This window comes from Cupriavidus sp. 01L415 (genome assembly GCF_056400065.1).
On record NZ_JBFTSP010000016.1, the window covers coordinates 68,193 to 83,501 of the forward strand.

Genomic DNA, 15,309 nt, shown 5'->3' on the forward strand with positions numbered 1-15,309 from the left:
GAGGCTCCTGAGCGGGACCCTCCGTGCGACATCGACACGATCGAAGGATTCGCATGGCGAAGCTCCCGGATACCAGACCCCACGGCCCCTATGCCCTGCCCCTTCTGGGCATGCTTGCACTGCTTGCCGCCACCGATGTCCGCGCCCAGGCAGAAGCCACCGCGCCCAGGACGTTTGCTCCCCTGCTCACGGGGTTCATTGAAGGCGGACTTGGCCACGCCAACCTCTCCGGCGACAATGCCAACTGGAACGACCAGTACTTGCGAGGCGGGGTCAACGTCACCCCGAAGGACTACGTGACCGGCGAAATCAGCCACCAGAGCCACTTTGGCGACCAGGGCACATTCTTCGGCCTGGGCTACACGCGCACCTTCGACGAGAACTGGTACGGCTTCCTGAGCGCCGGCACCAGCGCGGGCGGCTTCTTCCTGCCCGAGTTCCGGGCCGACGGCTTGCTGTTCCGCAAACTGCTCGAAAAGAAAAACCTGGTCGCGAGCGTAGGCTTCACCTACTACCGCGCCAAGGAGATCTATACCGACAAGACCTTGCTACTCGGCCTGACGTACTATTTCGACGCCCCCTGGATCGTCCAGCTTGGCGCGCGGCTGAACCGCAGCGATCCTGGCAATGTCCGCTCCAATCGCGGCATAGTCGCCGTTACCTACGGGCGCGACAAGGACCAGTTCATCACCCTGAAATACGACGGCGGCAGCGAAGCCTACCAGCTCACCGGCGAGCAGGCCCTGCTGAGCGACTTCAACAGCCATGAGGTCTCGCTGATCTGGCGCAAATGGATTACCAAGCGCTACGGCATAAACATGCGCGCGATTTATTACAACAACCCGTCCTACACGCGCAAGCAAGCAGAAATCGGGGTCTTCGCGGAGTTCTAGCCATGACGCACCCTACTGGACACACCGCAGCCACACGCGACCAGAGCGACGCTCTTGGCCTGACCATCCTGTGCCTTGCCAGGCATCGTTCGCTGGATCATCTGACCCTGTCCGCCCCCACACTCATGGGAATACTGCTGGTGCCGGCCGCGTTCAATGTTGCCGAATGGATGCTGCGCGATCATATCAGCGGGATGTGGGCGGGGGTGCTGCGCTTCTGGATCGACAGGCTCGACATCGATGGCGCCGTCATCGAACAATTGACGCGGGTGGCATGGTTCGACTTCAACCTGCCCTACACCGATGTCGTTGCGCCAGTGCCAGACGTGCTGACCTGGTGCGTGACGCTGATCGCGACGGTCGCCGTCTGCCTGATGGCCTTCCGGATACGGGACCTCTACTTGCCGCTACGGTACTTCCTGCTGTTCGCCGTGTTCATCCAGGGCACGGCACTGCTGTTCTTCGCGGTGGCGCCGCAGAGCTTTCCGTACACGGCCAGCAGGTATGTGGACAACGGCGTGAAGACCTGCGCCAGCTTCTTGTTCCTGCTGCCCTGGGCCCATGCGCTGGTCTATTACATCTTTGATTTCTCGTGGCCGAAGAAGATATTTCTGACGCTGATCACGCTTGTGTTCGTGGTCATCGCGGTGCCAATGCAGCTGGCGTCGCACCTATATCTGATGGTGTCCTGCTCGTTGTTGATGATGCCGCTGCTGTCGTTTGTGTTCGGGCCTACGATGCTGGTGTTTGGGTGTATTGCGTTGTATGGGTGGGCGATGAGTTGGAAGCGCGTTGAGCGCGGCGCGCTGTAGAGCCTTGGTACGTTGGCCCTGCCAGGACGGCCTCAGTCGCAGCGGATCCCCAAACGTGTGTAGGCGCTGATCAAGGCGCCGATGATGGTGCGTGGCGGCCGGCACCCGACGGCATCGACTCCAGTGTCTCGTGCCGCATGGAGTGATAGTCATGTGTGGCATCGTAGGCGCGATCTCTTCGCGCGACATCGTCCCGGTCCTGGTAGAGGGCCTGCGTCGGCTGGAATACCGCGGCTACGATTCCTGCGGTCTGGCCGTGGTGCGCGAAGGCACGCTTGAGCGCATCCGCACCGTGTCGCGCGTGTCCGAGCTCGACGCGCGGAGCCGGTCCTCGGGCATGGCCGGGCGGGTAGGCGTGGCGCACACCCGCTGGGCCACCCATGGCAAGCCCGACACCGTCAACGCTCACCCGCACATCTCGGGTGAGACCATCGCGCTGGTGCACAACGGCATTATTGAGAACTACGAGACCTTGCGTGAGGAGCTGAGCGCGGTTGGTTACAGCTTCGAGTCACAGACCGACACCGAAGTGGCGGCCCACCTGATCCATCAAGCCTATACCTGCCCGAACAGTACCACGCGCGGGGACCTGTTTGCCTCGGTGCGCGTGATTACCAAGCGCCTGGACGGCGCCTACGCCATCGCGGTCTTCTCGAAAGACCAGCCCGACCGCCTGGTCGGCGCACGATCGGGCTCGCCACTGGTGGTGGCGCTTGGACAGAACGAGGCCTTCCTGGCTTCCGACGCGCTTGCCGTCGCCGGTACCGCCAACCGCGTGATCTACCTGGAAGATGGCGATGTAATGGAACTCACGCTCAATAGCGTGAAGATCCGTGACGCTTGCGACCGCGCCGTCGAGCGCGAGGTGCGGGAAGTAAAGGCATGTGCCGCCGCGGTGGAACTGGGATCGTATCGTCATTTCATGCAGAAGGAGATTTTCGAGCAGCCGCGCGCGCTGAGCGATACGATTAATGACATCGACGTCATCACCTCGGAAATGTTCGGGGAACGCGCAGCAGAGATCTTCGCGCGGATCGACAGCGTGCTTATCCTGGCCTGCGGCACCAGCTACTACTCGGGCTGCACCGCCAAGTACTGGCTCGAATCGATCGCGAAAATCCCGACCCAAGCGGAAGTGGCCAGCGAGTATCGCTATCGCGAGACCGTTCCCAATCCCAGCGCGCTGGTGATCGTAATCTCCCAATCCGGCGAGACCGCCGACACGCTGGCCGCGCTGCGCCACGCCAGGGAACTGGGCCACGAGTACACGCTAGCCGTCTGCAACGTGGCGACGAGCGCAATGGTGCGCGAAACCGAAATGCGCTTCCTGACGCGCGCCGGCATCGAGATAGGCGTGGCCTCGACCAAGGCCTTCACGACGCAGCTCGCCGCGCTTTACATGCTGACGCTGGTGCTCGCCAAGGTGCGCGGGCTGCTCTGCAAGCCAGCGGAGGCTATCGCCTTGGCCAATTTGCGCCGCCTGCCGGTCGCGCTGGCCGGTGTGCTGGCCCTGGAGCCGCAGATTATCGCCTGGGCCGAGGACTTTGCAAAACGAGAGAACGCACTGTTCCTAGGCCGCGGCGTGCACTACCCGATTGCGCTGGAAGGCGCGCTCAAGCTTAAGGAGATCTCCTACATCCATGCCGAGGCCTATCCGGCGGGAGAGTTGAAGCACGGCCCGCTCGCGTTGGTTACCGAGGCGATGCCGGTGGTCACCGTGGCACCTAACGATGCGTTACTGGAGAAGCTGAAGTCGAACATGCAGGAGGTGCGCGCGCGCGGCGGCCGCCTCTACGTGTTCGCGGACAACGATTCGGGTATCGGCTCCAGTGACGGTACACACGTGATCCGTCTGCCTGAGCATTATGGAGCGCTATCACCGATCCTTCACGCGGTGCCGATGCAGCTTCTGGCTTATCACACCGCTTGTATCCGCGGAACTGATGTTGACAAGCCGCGCAACCTGGCGAAATCGGTGACGGTGGAGTGAGGTGGGCGGCGGAGCCGCGCCGTCGGCGGCTCCAGTCTGGGAATCCTGCCGAGTTCCTTTGTCATTAGCGGAGTTGGAATTAAATCGCAGGTGCGCGCTCCGTACTACATTGCCACTTCAGGGATGGCCAAGCACTAGTTTCACAATTGCTCCGCATTTTGTGCAGCAGATAGCCGCAACCTGCGTAGCGGGGGCACTCACGGCTCTCCGCTCGCCTATCTCTTTACACCAAAAAGAAGCTGCACTGATCGCTTAAACCGACGTGCGGCTCCCCTACATTTCGCCGCAGTCAATCGCATTGGATCCTCGGGGACGCGGCGCATCTCTAAAATTAGACGCTAATGCGCCTGACGGTTATTGGAGTTTGGTCTCACCCGCCATGGCGCTACTGCGCAGCGCGGTCGTGTTTGTCGTGCTCCATGCTTGTGGTGGTCGCCGGCGAACAGTTCCTTCCAGCCCAGAAGCAGTATTCCGTCTACCGAGGTGTTGATTTGCACTGAATCCTGACCCACCGGGGGTGCGGCAGGAATCTTGGACTCGTTTATGCCGCGAGCCCGAGGCTCTCTCGGAATTCGACCGGACTGCATGAGCCAAGCGAGATCTTGATCCGCCTTTTCGTTGTTACCTCCATCGAAGTCGAGATCAGCAGTGTGCGCTGGAGCAACGTCCTGACGAGTCAGCACCGCACGCTTATCCCGGCGGGCGGCAAGTGGGCACTTCAAGCGGAAACCATTGCCCATGCCGGGACGTTCTCGGGACTGATCGCTAGGTCAGCCGGGAGTGGACAGAGTCATGAGGTATCCTCCTCGGCTGACAATTCGGGCCTTCCGACGAGCTACAAGCGCGCTTCGCGTCGCTTGGGGTATCGAGCCGCGGTGTTATGTAATCAACAGTTCTCCTATACCGCTACCCCAGGTGGCCTTGGCTGCCCCCGCGCTCTTCTCCGGTTCGTGACGGCTAACACCACCGAACCGGCTGCTCAGCGTGCGAAGCCTTCGTATCCCCAACTCTTAACGACCAAGTCGCGATGCCCCGGGCTTCGTGCAGCTCGATCGCTATCGTCGAATCGGTCCGCAGTTCGATCGAAAAGCCCGCATGGGCAGGGCCCCGATGCGTGGAAATAAATAGTGCTCGTTCTGAAATCCAGATTTAAATCAATCAAACCAGTATGGAAGTGAAATTTCTACACCCTTTGCATGACCTTCCCCCCAAGGGATTGGTTCTCCTGACTGCTCTTACGCTGACGATCGCGGGTTGTGGCGGAGGTGGTGACTCTTCAGAATCCACTGCCGCTACCCCAACCTTTAAGACTGCACAGGCAAATCCCGGATTTGATATCCTCGCAAATCTGGATGCCCTGAAAATTACCGCTGGCCCCTTTTCCGGAGCCTATCAGGTTGGCGTTGGCAGCAATTGGCTGAATTGGTATTTTGCAAATATTGGCCTGTTCGCATTCATTAATGACCGCCCCAATGAGGTTCGGACTTACATGGATTTGTATATCCGGAATGTTAGCCCTGCGAACTACACCATCAACGACATTAAATTTGGCGGCGATCTGAATTCTCCAATCCAGTGCCCCGCAGATTCCAACGATTCGTATGCGTCAACATTCCTGTCCCTCGCATCCGAGTATATGAGAGTGACTGGCGACATCGAATGGTTTCGGCGCAACCTGCCGACCCTTAAATCCATCGCTTACGCCAATCTGGCCGTTCCGCAAAAGCCGAGCGGCTTGATTTCGGTTTTCCGACAAGACTACACGCCACCGACCCATCCGACATATTGCGCCACCTTTACTCCGTCAAGTATCGCTTACACGGAGGACAATACGGAAAATTACCGGGGTCTGATCGATTTTTCCAATGCACTCAAAGCGCTGGGCGATGCGGATTCGAGCTATTACAACCAGATTGCCATATCGGTCGCCGCAGGCATTCAGGGCCGAACCGATGGCTCAACTTTTTCTGTCGCAGATTCCACAAATACTATCAATCCGGACTTCTATCCTGGCACGGTCACGCAGGTTTTTCCGCAGCTTTATGAAGTCCCCTTATCCGCCGATACTGTGACCACGCATAGCCGATATGACAATGGCTATGCCTATCTGAATACGCACGCGCCAACTTGGTCCACCCAGATCGACCCGGGTGCAGGCTATCCATGGATGCTTTTGGGCTACGTCGCGGCGAAACGAGGCGATACGGCGCGCGCGCAGCAGCAGATGGCACTGCTGCGAGCCAATAGTGGAAAGGCGATCATCAACGAAATCGGCTTTTATAAGCGTATTCTTAATGCCGGCGTTAGAGAGAGAAGCTAGCAAACCGGGCGGGGCATTCTCACATTGCCAATTGGTAACGCTTGGGCAACTTATCCAGCGCCATGTCACCTGCGACAACCGCCTGAGAAAGGATTTGGGAAACTTCACGGATGTCCTCAAGAATGGACGGGACATCCCTTCCCTGACGGGACGAGTGTCCCGCAATGGGTTGGTCCAGCTGATGCTGGACAGTCGTCGATGCGTCAGAGCCACCACATTGTCGGTACAGAGTTGCCACTGCGATCGCTCGGGCTGGGAAGCTTGCAGGAGCAGAGCCCGGATTTCGTGAAGGACAAGGGTCCAAACAGAATCGCGAAGAAAACCTCTTGAAATGAGATCGATTCCCATTTACACTGGCTTCACTGTCTGACGAACGGCACGGCCGGCCCGGACAGGACAGTTGAATGGTTGCCAGATCCACTGCCCTCGCGGCCAGCGATGCAAACGGGGATCGGGCAAAGAGATTTCAGGGTGTGGCTTCGATGCAGTCATTGCGAAGCCGCGCCTGTTACCGACTTTTGTGGGGACCGCTCCGACACACGGAGCGTTTGGTAGTAGCCAGTTGCAGGATGATCGGGAAAACATCCAGACCCCGTTTTCCCGATCGCGTCATCCAGTGACAAGCCAGGCCACCTTTTTATTCCGCGCGCCGACCAGGCACGGCGCGCCGCCCAGCGACGGAGCCGTGCAGTCCGGCGCGGGCGCTTCCCGCCTGATATCCGCCGCGCCCGCCGCCGGTGGGCTCTCGGCCACAGCGTCGATGCTTCGCCCCGCCGCGCGGATCTGCTGACTGGAATTAACCGAGCGCGCCCCGACGGGCGCGAGCCTCCGCATGTCCTTGTCATCCGTAAAGTCCGATCTCATCCCTCTCAAGCGTGCGGGCCTGAAAGCCACCTCGCCCCGCATGCACGTGCTTGAGGCATTTCGCAACAGCGAACGCCGTCACCTGAGCGCGGAAGATGTCTACCGGATCCTGCTGGCACTGGATGTCGACGCGGGACTATCCACCGTCTATCGCGTACTCAATCAGCTGGTGCAGGCCAACATCCTGCTGCGGCACACGTTTGAATCGGATCACGCGGTGTTCGAGCTGAACGAAGGCGGCCACCACGATCACCTGATCTGCATGGGTTGCGGGCGGGTCGAGGAATTTCGGGACGAGGGGATCGAGCAGCGTCAGCGGCAGGTCGCCGCCAGCAACGACTTCGTGCTGCAGGAGCACATGCTTGTGCTCTATGGCTTGTGTCCGACGTGCCAAGTGCAGGATGCGGACGTCGCCTGACGACGCTGGCAAATGATAAGAGCGACGCTTACAGATAAGCCAAGTTCTGTTACAAACGTGCGCGAATGGTAATACGCCAGATGGGTAGAGTGGAGGTACAGCATCTCACCCACTGGTGACTACCATGAACAAGCGCCCGCTCTACTTCTCGATTTTCCTCGCCGGTGCCGCCGCGCTGGCGGCTTCCACTTCCGCGCTGGCTCGTGTCGATATCGACGTCAATCTCGGCGTGCCCGTCGCCCCGGCGCCCGTCTATGTTGCCCCGCCGCCCCCGGCCCCCGTCTATGTGCAACCGGCGCCGGTCTATATGGAGCCACGTCCCGCACCGGTGTACGTCGCACCGCAGCCGGTCTATCGTCCCGCGCCCGTCGTCGTGGCCCCGGCGCCTGTTGTGGTGATCGGCTGGCACGGCGACCGCTACTGGGACGGCCGTCGCTGGTACGACCGTCGCGAGTATCACGCCTGGCATCGCCACGATCGCGACGACTACCGTCGCTGATCGACCGGGGGCTACGGCCTCGCCGCCGCAGGCGCCACAGCCGGGGCGGCGGGCCGCAGCACCAGCCAGACCGCCGCGCCGATCAGCAACATCCCGGCGGCATGGGCCCACGACAGCGTCTCGCCGAGGAACATCCAGCCCCAGACGATCCCGAACGGCGGGATCAGGAACGTCACCGTCAGGGAGCGCACCGGCCCCAGATCGGCAATCAGCCGGAAATAGAGTACATACGCAATCGCCGTGCAGAACATGCCGAGGCCCAGCATGGCTGCCCAGACACCGGGGCCCGCGGCCGGCAGCGTATTCTCACGCAGCAGGGCGATCACGCTGAACGGCAGCAGGAACAACGTTGCGCCGACCAGACTGCCTCCCGCCACCAGGCGGTTATCCAGCCCGCCGCGGGCAGTAATCCAGCGCCGCGTCAGGAAGCCCGCCAGTCCGTAGCAAGACGTCGCCACCAGACACGCCAGTGCGCCAATCAGCACGTCGTGCGAGAACACCACCGGCCCGGTGCGCGTCAGCACCGCCACGCCTGCCAGCCCGATCAGCACCCCGGCCGCCTTGGCGCGGGTCAGCTTCTCGGCAAAGAACAATGACCCGATCAGCACGCCCATCAGCGGCGTCATGGCATTGAAGATGGCGGAGTAGCCGGCAGGCAGCCATAGCGCAGCCACCGCATACATCACGAACGGAATCCCGGAATTGATCACGCCGAGCGCCACCACGGCGCCCCACTTGCCCTGCATGTCCCATTTCACGCGGAGCATCGTCAGGCACGCAGCCAGGGTGACCGCGCCGATCAGCACGCGGAAGAAGGCCGTCGGGAGCGGCCCCAGTACGGGAGCGCCGATGCGGATAAACAGGAAGCTGGCGCCCCAGATGGCGGACAGCAACAGCAGGCGAAACAGATCGGCTGGTTTCATTGGATGTAGAGGATGCAACGATCCGGCCAACTGGCATTAAACCGTTGCTTAATTGAGACACAAACAGCACATGAAGGGCCGCGAATCGATCTCAAAGCCCATGTCGGCCCACGGACAGTTGTCATTACAGCAGGGAAAATGGCGATGCACGCGCTGGAATCGGACCTCTTCCTGCCCGGGCAATGTCGTTGCCGGCACCGGCAAAACCACAGATTTCGGCGCGAATATGGTGCAAAAGCCACGATTGTTGCATTTCCGCCGCACCAGCGCTTTCTGTTGCCTTACAGCCTCACCCCCCAAATGTAGGGGGCGTTACCACAAGGCGTGACATCGCGTATTCGATTCCTTTAAAATCTGCCCTGCGCCAGAGTTAATTGACCCCTCCGACGCATTCCCGACAAGCCGCCAGGCAACTCCTGGCGGCTTCTTTTTTTCTGGCGCCACGAAAAGCGTATCGTATGCGACAGCGGGACGACTTGGGGTTGGGGTGTTCCGCGTTCGTTGCAATCCGGCGTCAACCGCCAGCCCCAGTTTTGCGTTGCCTGCCACATGAAACGACAGTTCCTCGGCTTGCTAGCCCGCGTCTACGTCATGCAGTTCGCCATGGAGGTGCCCGCCACCGTGGCCATGCTTGCAGAAATGCTCATGGAATATGGATTCCAGGTAGATATCGGCACCGTACGACCCCTGCTGCGCGCGCTGCAGATGGAAGGCTATCTGGAAAGCGTCCTGCGCGACGGTATCGGGCGGGTCTACCTGCTGACCGAGCAGGGCCGCGAAGAGCTGGCCAGCAGCCGCTCGCGCATCGACGAGTTGTACCGCCGGCTGCACAACCCGAACGGTGACAACGCCACCTCTCCCACATCCGCCAGCAACGCCTAGCGCTGCGGCGACCCGTCATGCAAAACCCGGCCGAGGGATCCGCCGGGTTTTTTTCCGCCCGATGCGTACCCGTTTCTGCGTGCCTCAGCCGAGCAAGGCCACGCAGCAGATGAAGGACAGCCAGAGATGACGGCGCTGGTCCGGGGCCAGCCGCTGCATCTCGAAACGTTCGATGTGTCCGCCAGCCGGCGCACGGTGCGCCAGGTATCCCGGCATGGCACGCAAATGCCGGACAATCTTCCCCACCATGACGACCCCTCCTCGTTAACGGCGTGACGCGAAGGCGTGATCCGCCGTCTGCCAGCCCATGAGAGTCATTATTTGCTTTTTGGCCGCCGCCGAAGCGTGGAGGTGAGCGGGATTCTGGCCGCAGGCGTGTGAATTGACGTTGGCCGAGCCGAAAGCAACGGGCTTCAGGCCACGCGCACGCCCGTGCCGGCGAAGGTTTTGCCACCCACCAGGATCTGCCTGAGCGCGTCCAGTCCCACGGGCTGGCAGAACAGGAATCCCTGCACGGCATCGCAGCCTTCGCCACGCAGAAATTCGAACTGGGCCATGGACTCCACGCCTTCGGCCACCACCTGCAGATGCAGCTGATGACCCAGCGCGATGATCGCCGCGGCCACCGCGCGGTCGTGACCCGGCATGGCCAGATCGTCGACGAACGACTTGTCGATCTTCAGCTTGCTGATCGGCAGCCGCGTCAGGTAGCCCAGCCCCGAATAACCGGTGCCGAAGTCGTCGATGGACATGCCCACGCCAAGCTGGCGCACGCGGCGGAAAGTCTCGATGGTGGTTTCGCCGCCATCCACCAGGATGCCCTCCGTCACCTCGATGGTCAGGCTGCCGGCCGGCAGGCCCGCGGACTGCAGGCAGCGCGCCACCGTTTCCGGGAAGTTCGCCAGGCGCAGCTGCAGCGGCGAGATATTCACGGCCACGTCGATATCGCGACGCAATTCGGTGCGCAGCGACTGGATATCGCGGCAGGCGGTGGCCAGCGTCCACTCGCCCAATTCGCCGATCAGCCCGCACTGTTCGGCAATGGGGATGAATTCCGAAGGCGGCATCGGGCCGCGCTCGGGCGTCGCCCAGGCGATCAGCGCTTCCACGCCCACCACCGCCAGCGTCGCCACGTCGACGATCGGCTGGTATCGCAGGCGGAATTCCTGCTCGGCCAGCGCGCGCCGCAGCAGCGCCTCGATGGTGAAGCGCGTGAGCGAGGCCTCGGCCATCTCGCTGGAAAAGCGGCGCAGTTGCGCGCGGCCGCCCTGCTTGGCGGCGTACATCGCGGAATCCGCCGACTTCAGCAACTCCGTCAGCGTGTCGCCATCTTCTGGGTACATCGCCATGCCCAGAGACGGGGTCACGCGCAACGGCTGGCCGGCGAGCCGAAGTTCTTCCGACACGCGCGCCAGGATCTTGGCGGCAACTAGTTCGGCCTCGCTGTCCTGCCGCAGCCCGCCCAGCACCACGGCAAACTCGTCGCCGCCCATGCGCGCGACCACATCGCCCGGGCGCACCGCGCCGCGAATACGGTCCGAGATCGTGCGCAACACGTCATCGCCCACCGGATGGCCGAGCGTCTCATTGATGTGCTTGAAGTGATCCAGGTCCAGCACCAGCAGGGCCGCACGCGCGCCGCTGCGGCGCGCTTCAGACAACAGCACCTCGGTGCGCGCGTGCAGTTCCGTGCGATTGGGCAGGCCGGTCAGCGCATCATGCTGCGCCAGATGGCGGATGTATTCGTCCACGCGATGCCGCTCGGTCAGGTCGTGCGCGATGGCCAGGTAGCCGTTCAGCACGCCGCCTTCGGTCATCGCCGTCAGCGTCAACGCCACCGGCAGCCGCGATCCGCCCTTCCGCAGATAGGTCCATTCGCGCTCATCGGACAAACCCAGCTGCGCCTTGGCGATCAGCGTGGGCAGCCCCGCTGCCACGGGATGGCCGATTTCGCGCGAGAGTTCGCGGGCGCGCGCGGCCAGTTCGTCCGGATCGTGCAAGTTGGCGTAGGTAATGCGGGCGATCAGTTCGGCCTCGCTGTACCAGAGCATGCGCTGGCCGGCGCGATTGATGCCGGTGACGATGCCGTCCTCGTCGAACGTGATGACGCAAAACGGCGCGTGGTCGAGCAGGCGCGCATAACGCAAGCTGGCCGTGGAGGCCGTCTGCTCCGCGCGAGCCAGGCTGGCGCGCAGCCCGGCATTTTCTTCCCGGCGCACCTGCCCGGCGAGCACGGCCTGCTGGCGCGCTTCGCGACGCTCGCGCGCCAGCCATCCGGCCAGCCAGGCCATCAGCATCGTGGCCAGCCCGCCCAGCAGCAGCACGCGCACGCCGTACTGGCCGGTGTGCGCGACTTCGAAAGCTGGCCGCGTGGCCGCATGCAGCGTCCAGGTCTGGCCGCCGAACTGGATCTGCCGTTCGGCCTCCAGCATCGGGGCGTGGCCGTCATCGCGGCGCTCGCCCTCGGTGCCGTCGCCAGACAGCCGCACGCCACCCGCGTGCGTGGGCCCTTCGAACAGCGTCAGCACCAGCTCGCCCGCCGCGGGGCCGGACACCCCGCGCATCAGGTCGCCCAGTCGCATCGATACATAGACATAGCCGGCCAGCGCCGCGCTCCGTTCCTCGCGCGTGGCAGCCGACTTGCCGGCGGGGAACACCGGCACGAAGATCAGGGCCCCGCGCTGGTGGGTCTGCGCTTCCGCCTCGCGGACGAGATTCAGGCCGTGGGTAAGCCGGGCCTCGCCGCTGTCACGCGCGGCCTCCAGGGCGCTGCGCCGGGCCGGGTCGCTCAGCAGATCGAAGCCGGCAGCCCGCGCGTTGCGGCCGCCAAACGGTTCGACATAGAGGATCGGCGCATAGAGCGGGCGATTTCCGGCAGGGTAGACGTCGAAGTCCGCCAGGCCATCGGCCTTCGCCGCAGCCACCACATCGGCCAGGCGCTGGCGTGTGACAACCGGCGCATAGCCGACGGACTGCGTGCCCGGCGGCAATTCGTCGAGCTGCGCCGAGTAGAGATAGCTACGCCACTGCGCGCGCGTGGTACCCGGATCCGCCGCCATCAACGCCGCAGCCCCGCGCAACAGGCGTTCATTCTCCTGCAGGCGATCACGCAGCGCGTCGGCCGTGCGCCCCAGCAGCGCGTCCACGTCCTGTGCCGCCACCTGGTGCTCCAGCCGGGCCGCCTGCTGCCAGGCGCCCGCCGTCAGCAGGGCGCCGCCTGCGGCGACCAGCAGTGACAGCACGGCAGGCGACAACGAGAGCAATCTCATGGACAGACGGTAGCGGATGCGTGGCGCGCCCCTGGACAGCGGGCCCGATCAACATCGCCGCGGCGCCCTCCCGTTCGGGTGGCGCGATGCGCGACGTGTCGGGCGCACTATACCGCGCCGATTTCGGCCCGCACAGTGCCGCGGCACACACTTGCGAATACGCCGCAGGCGCCACTTGCCGCATGGGCCCACGCTTGTCAAACCCTGTTTCTCCCGGCTGACTCGAACGGGTGAAGCATGCTACGTTAAGCATGCCTTGTAGCGTGTACTTCGGCGTCTGCCTTGGGCGTGCATGGGCGCGCATGGCGGGGCAAGCCTGGAATCGCCAGGATCGTCGTGCGCCCACGGGCCGTTTGTCGACACCCTCGTCGGTACCCTTGCCGCGCCCCTCCCCGTTCACCGCATGCCCCCATTGTTGCCTTCGCTGAAAGCGCGTATCGCGCTCATCACTACGGTGCTCGCCGCCGTGCTCGGCGCCGGCATCGTCCTTGGCTCGCTCTACTACGCCCATCGCGATCTGGAAGACGCGCTGCAGAATCAGCAGGACTCCATCGTCAAGTTGTCCGCCGACCAGCTCGACACGGCGATGGAAGACCGCATCGTGCTGCTTTCCCACATGGCGCCGCAGGTGCGCGAGGTGCTGGAAGCCGCCCGCGCGGCGCCGCGCGAGGCCGTGCGGTCCCGCGTCCAGCAGGTGGTGTCGCGTACGGTGCCGGTGCCGGCCGCATTCAATTCCGTGCTGGTCACCGACGCATCCGGCGCGGTCCTGACCAGTGGCGGCACACCGATCGAAGTCGGCGACCGCACCTACTTCCGCGAGGCGGCGCGCACCCTCAACACCGTGGTAGCTGCCCCCATCCGCGGCCGCAGCGATGGCGCCATCGGCGCACTGGTGGCCGTGCCGGTGTTGTCGTCGTCCAACACCTTCCTGGGGCTGGTCGGTGGCTGGCTGGATCTGTCCAATTCCAACTTCTTGGTGGAGATCGCCCACAGTCGGCTGGGCAGCACGGGCTTCTACTGTCTGGTCTCGGCCGGCGCAAACCCGGTCTACGTGCAGCACCCCGACCCCGCGCAGGCGCGCCAGCCGGCCCGGGCCGTCGGCGACACCTGCGGCATGGACAACCACACCGCGCCGCTGGAATTCCTGACGCCGACGCGCCCCATCATCGCCCGCTACCTGATGTCGACAACCGGCTGGGAGCTCGTGGCGGTATTGCCCGCCCAGGAAGCCTACGCGCCACTGCGGCAGATGCAGCGGCGTTTTCTCATTGCGTCGGGCCTGGCGCTCGGGGTGGTGGCCTTGCTGATCTGGCTGGCGGTGCGTCGGTTGCTCACGCCGCTGTCGCGCCTGCACCAGGTGGTGCGGGCCAGCGCCAGCGACGCCGACGCGTTCGAGCGGCTGCCGCAGCGCCCGCAACGCGATGAGATCGGCGACGTGACCCGCGCCTTCATCCGGCTCATGCGCGACGTGCGCCAGCGCGGCCACCAGCTGGCGCGCAGCGAACGGCGGTTGCGCGCCGTCACGGATACGCTGCCGGCCTTGCTGGCCTTCATCGACACCGACGAGCGCTACGTCTTCAACAACATCGCCTATGAGCGCGCGTTCGGCATGAGCGTCGATGACATTCGCGGCAAGACCGTGCGCGAGGTGCTGGGCGAGGCCCGCTATGCCCGGGCGCGCCCCTATTTGCAGCAGGCGCTGGCCGGTGCGGTGGTGAGCTTCGAGGCCGAGTATGAAGACCCGCAGCACCACTGGATGGAAATGACCTATCGCCCCGAATGGAGTGAAGACGGCAAGCAGGTGGTGGGCGTGCATATCCACGTGCAGGACATCACCCAGCGCAAGCTGGAGAACCTGCGTCTGTCGCGCATTTCCCGGACCGATCACCTGACGCAATTGCAGAATCGCGGCGCGTTCGAAACCCAGTTGCACGCCGCCATGGCCCACAGCCGCGATGAGAATAGTCTGATGGCGCTGCTGTATCTCGACATGGACCGCTTCAAGGCCGTGAACGACGTACACGGTCACGCCACGGGCGACCTGCTCCTGCAGGCGTTCGCCCTGCGCCTGCGCCGCTGCGTACGCGACGAGGACCACGTGGCACGGCTGGGCGGCGACGAGTTCGCGGTGATCCTGGAAGACATCGGCATCCCCGCCGTCGCCGGGCGCGTGGCAGAGGCCATCCTGGAATCCGTCAGCCGTCGCTTCTACTTCGACGGCGTGCTGGCCGACGTGGACGTCAGCATCGGCGTGGCGCTGTACCGGGGCGGCACGATGAGCGACGAAGCGCTGATGCGCATGGCCGATGTCCTGCTATACCGCGCCAAGGCACTCGGCCGAGGCCGCTATGAGATGGGCCCCGCCGAACTGATGACGCAGGAAGCCTGAGCGGCGTCGACTTTCGGCGCTGAAAGCGCCTGCTCACATCGCCTGCCGGG

At 63.5% G+C, this 15,309-nt stretch carries 11 protein-coding genes; 8 read left to right on the forward strand and 3 right to left on the reverse strand.

What is annotated here, in order from left to right; genetic code table 11:
- Positions 1-53: 53 nt before the first annotated feature.
- The 6 genes from AC1DOX_RS20885 to AC1DOX_RS20910 all read left to right on the forward strand — a co-directional run bounded on the left by AC1DOX_RS20885 (position 54) and on the right by AC1DOX_RS20910 (position 7,796).
- Positions 54-893: a YaiO family outer membrane beta-barrel protein gene (locus tag AC1DOX_RS20885; protein ID WP_441620341.1), complete on the forward strand. Its 840-nt coding sequence runs from the start codon at positions 54-56 to the stop codon at positions 891-893.
- Between the two features lie 2 nt (positions 894-895).
- On the forward strand, positions 896-1,705 hold the full coding sequence (locus tag AC1DOX_RS20890; protein ID WP_441620343.1) for a hypothetical protein: 810 nt from the start codon (positions 896-898) through the stop codon (positions 1,703-1,705).
- A gap of 151 nt (positions 1,706-1,856) precedes the next feature.
- Positions 1,857-3,695 (forward strand): glutamine--fructose-6-phosphate transaminase (isomerizing), encoded by a 1,839-nt coding sequence (glmS, locus tag AC1DOX_RS20895; protein WP_441620393.1) that lies wholly within the window; start codon positions 1,857-1,859, stop codon positions 3,693-3,695.
- Between the two features lie 1,168 nt (positions 3,696-4,863).
- Positions 4,864-6,015 (forward strand): hypothetical protein, encoded by a 1,152-nt coding sequence (locus AC1DOX_RS20900; RefSeq protein WP_441620345.1) that lies wholly within the window; start codon positions 4,864-4,866, stop codon positions 6,013-6,015.
- An 832-nt stretch (positions 6,016-6,847) separates the two neighbouring features.
- Positions 6,848-7,297: a ferric iron uptake transcriptional regulator gene (gene fur, locus AC1DOX_RS20905; protein ID WP_092139482.1), complete on the forward strand. Its 450-nt coding sequence runs from the start codon at positions 6,848-6,850 to the stop codon at positions 7,295-7,297.
- 124 nt (positions 7,298-7,421) lie between these two features.
- Positions 7,422-7,796: a hypothetical protein gene (locus AC1DOX_RS20910; RefSeq protein ID WP_441620347.1), complete on the forward strand. Its 375-nt coding sequence runs from the start codon at positions 7,422-7,424 to the stop codon at positions 7,794-7,796.
- Between the two features lie 11 nt (positions 7,797-7,807).
- On the opposite strand, the gene AC1DOX_RS20915 is transcribed toward AC1DOX_RS20910, so the two are convergent.
- Positions 7,808-8,719 carry a DMT family transporter gene (locus tag AC1DOX_RS20915; protein ID WP_092139478.1) on the reverse strand — a complete coding sequence of 304 codons (912 nt, stop codon included), beginning with the start codon at positions 8,717-8,719 and terminating at the stop codon, positions 7,808-7,810.
- Positions 8,720-9,268: 549 nt separating this feature from the next.
- Between AC1DOX_RS20915 and AC1DOX_RS20920 the strand changes: the two genes are divergently transcribed.
- Positions 9,269-9,601: a PadR family transcriptional regulator gene (locus AC1DOX_RS20920; protein ID WP_092139476.1), complete on the forward strand. Its 333-nt coding sequence runs from the start codon at positions 9,269-9,271 to the stop codon at positions 9,599-9,601.
- An 84-nt stretch (positions 9,602-9,685) separates the two neighbouring features.
- Here the strand turns inward: AC1DOX_RS20920 and AC1DOX_RS20925 are convergent, their stop codons facing one another.
- Both AC1DOX_RS20925 and AC1DOX_RS20930 read right to left on the reverse strand, forming a co-directional pair.
- On the reverse strand, positions 9,686-9,850 hold the full coding sequence (locus AC1DOX_RS20925; protein WP_176861021.1) for a hypothetical protein: 165 nt from the start codon (positions 9,848-9,850) through the stop codon (positions 9,686-9,688).
- Between the two features lie 164 nt (positions 9,851-10,014).
- Positions 10,015-12,870, reverse strand: a complete 2,856-nt coding sequence (locus tag AC1DOX_RS20930) for a bifunctional diguanylate cyclase/phosphodiesterase (RefSeq protein ID WP_441620350.1) — start codon at positions 12,868-12,870, stop codon at positions 10,015-10,017.
- 403 nt (positions 12,871-13,273) lie between these two features.
- Here AC1DOX_RS20930 and AC1DOX_RS20935 point away from each other — a divergent pair, with 403 nt between their 5' ends.
- Positions 13,274-15,259 carry a diguanylate cyclase domain-containing protein gene (locus AC1DOX_RS20935; RefSeq protein ID WP_441620352.1) on the forward strand — a complete coding sequence of 662 codons (1,986 nt, stop codon included), beginning with the start codon at positions 13,274-13,276 and terminating at the stop codon, positions 15,257-15,259.
- Positions 15,260-15,309: the final 50 nt, after the last annotated feature.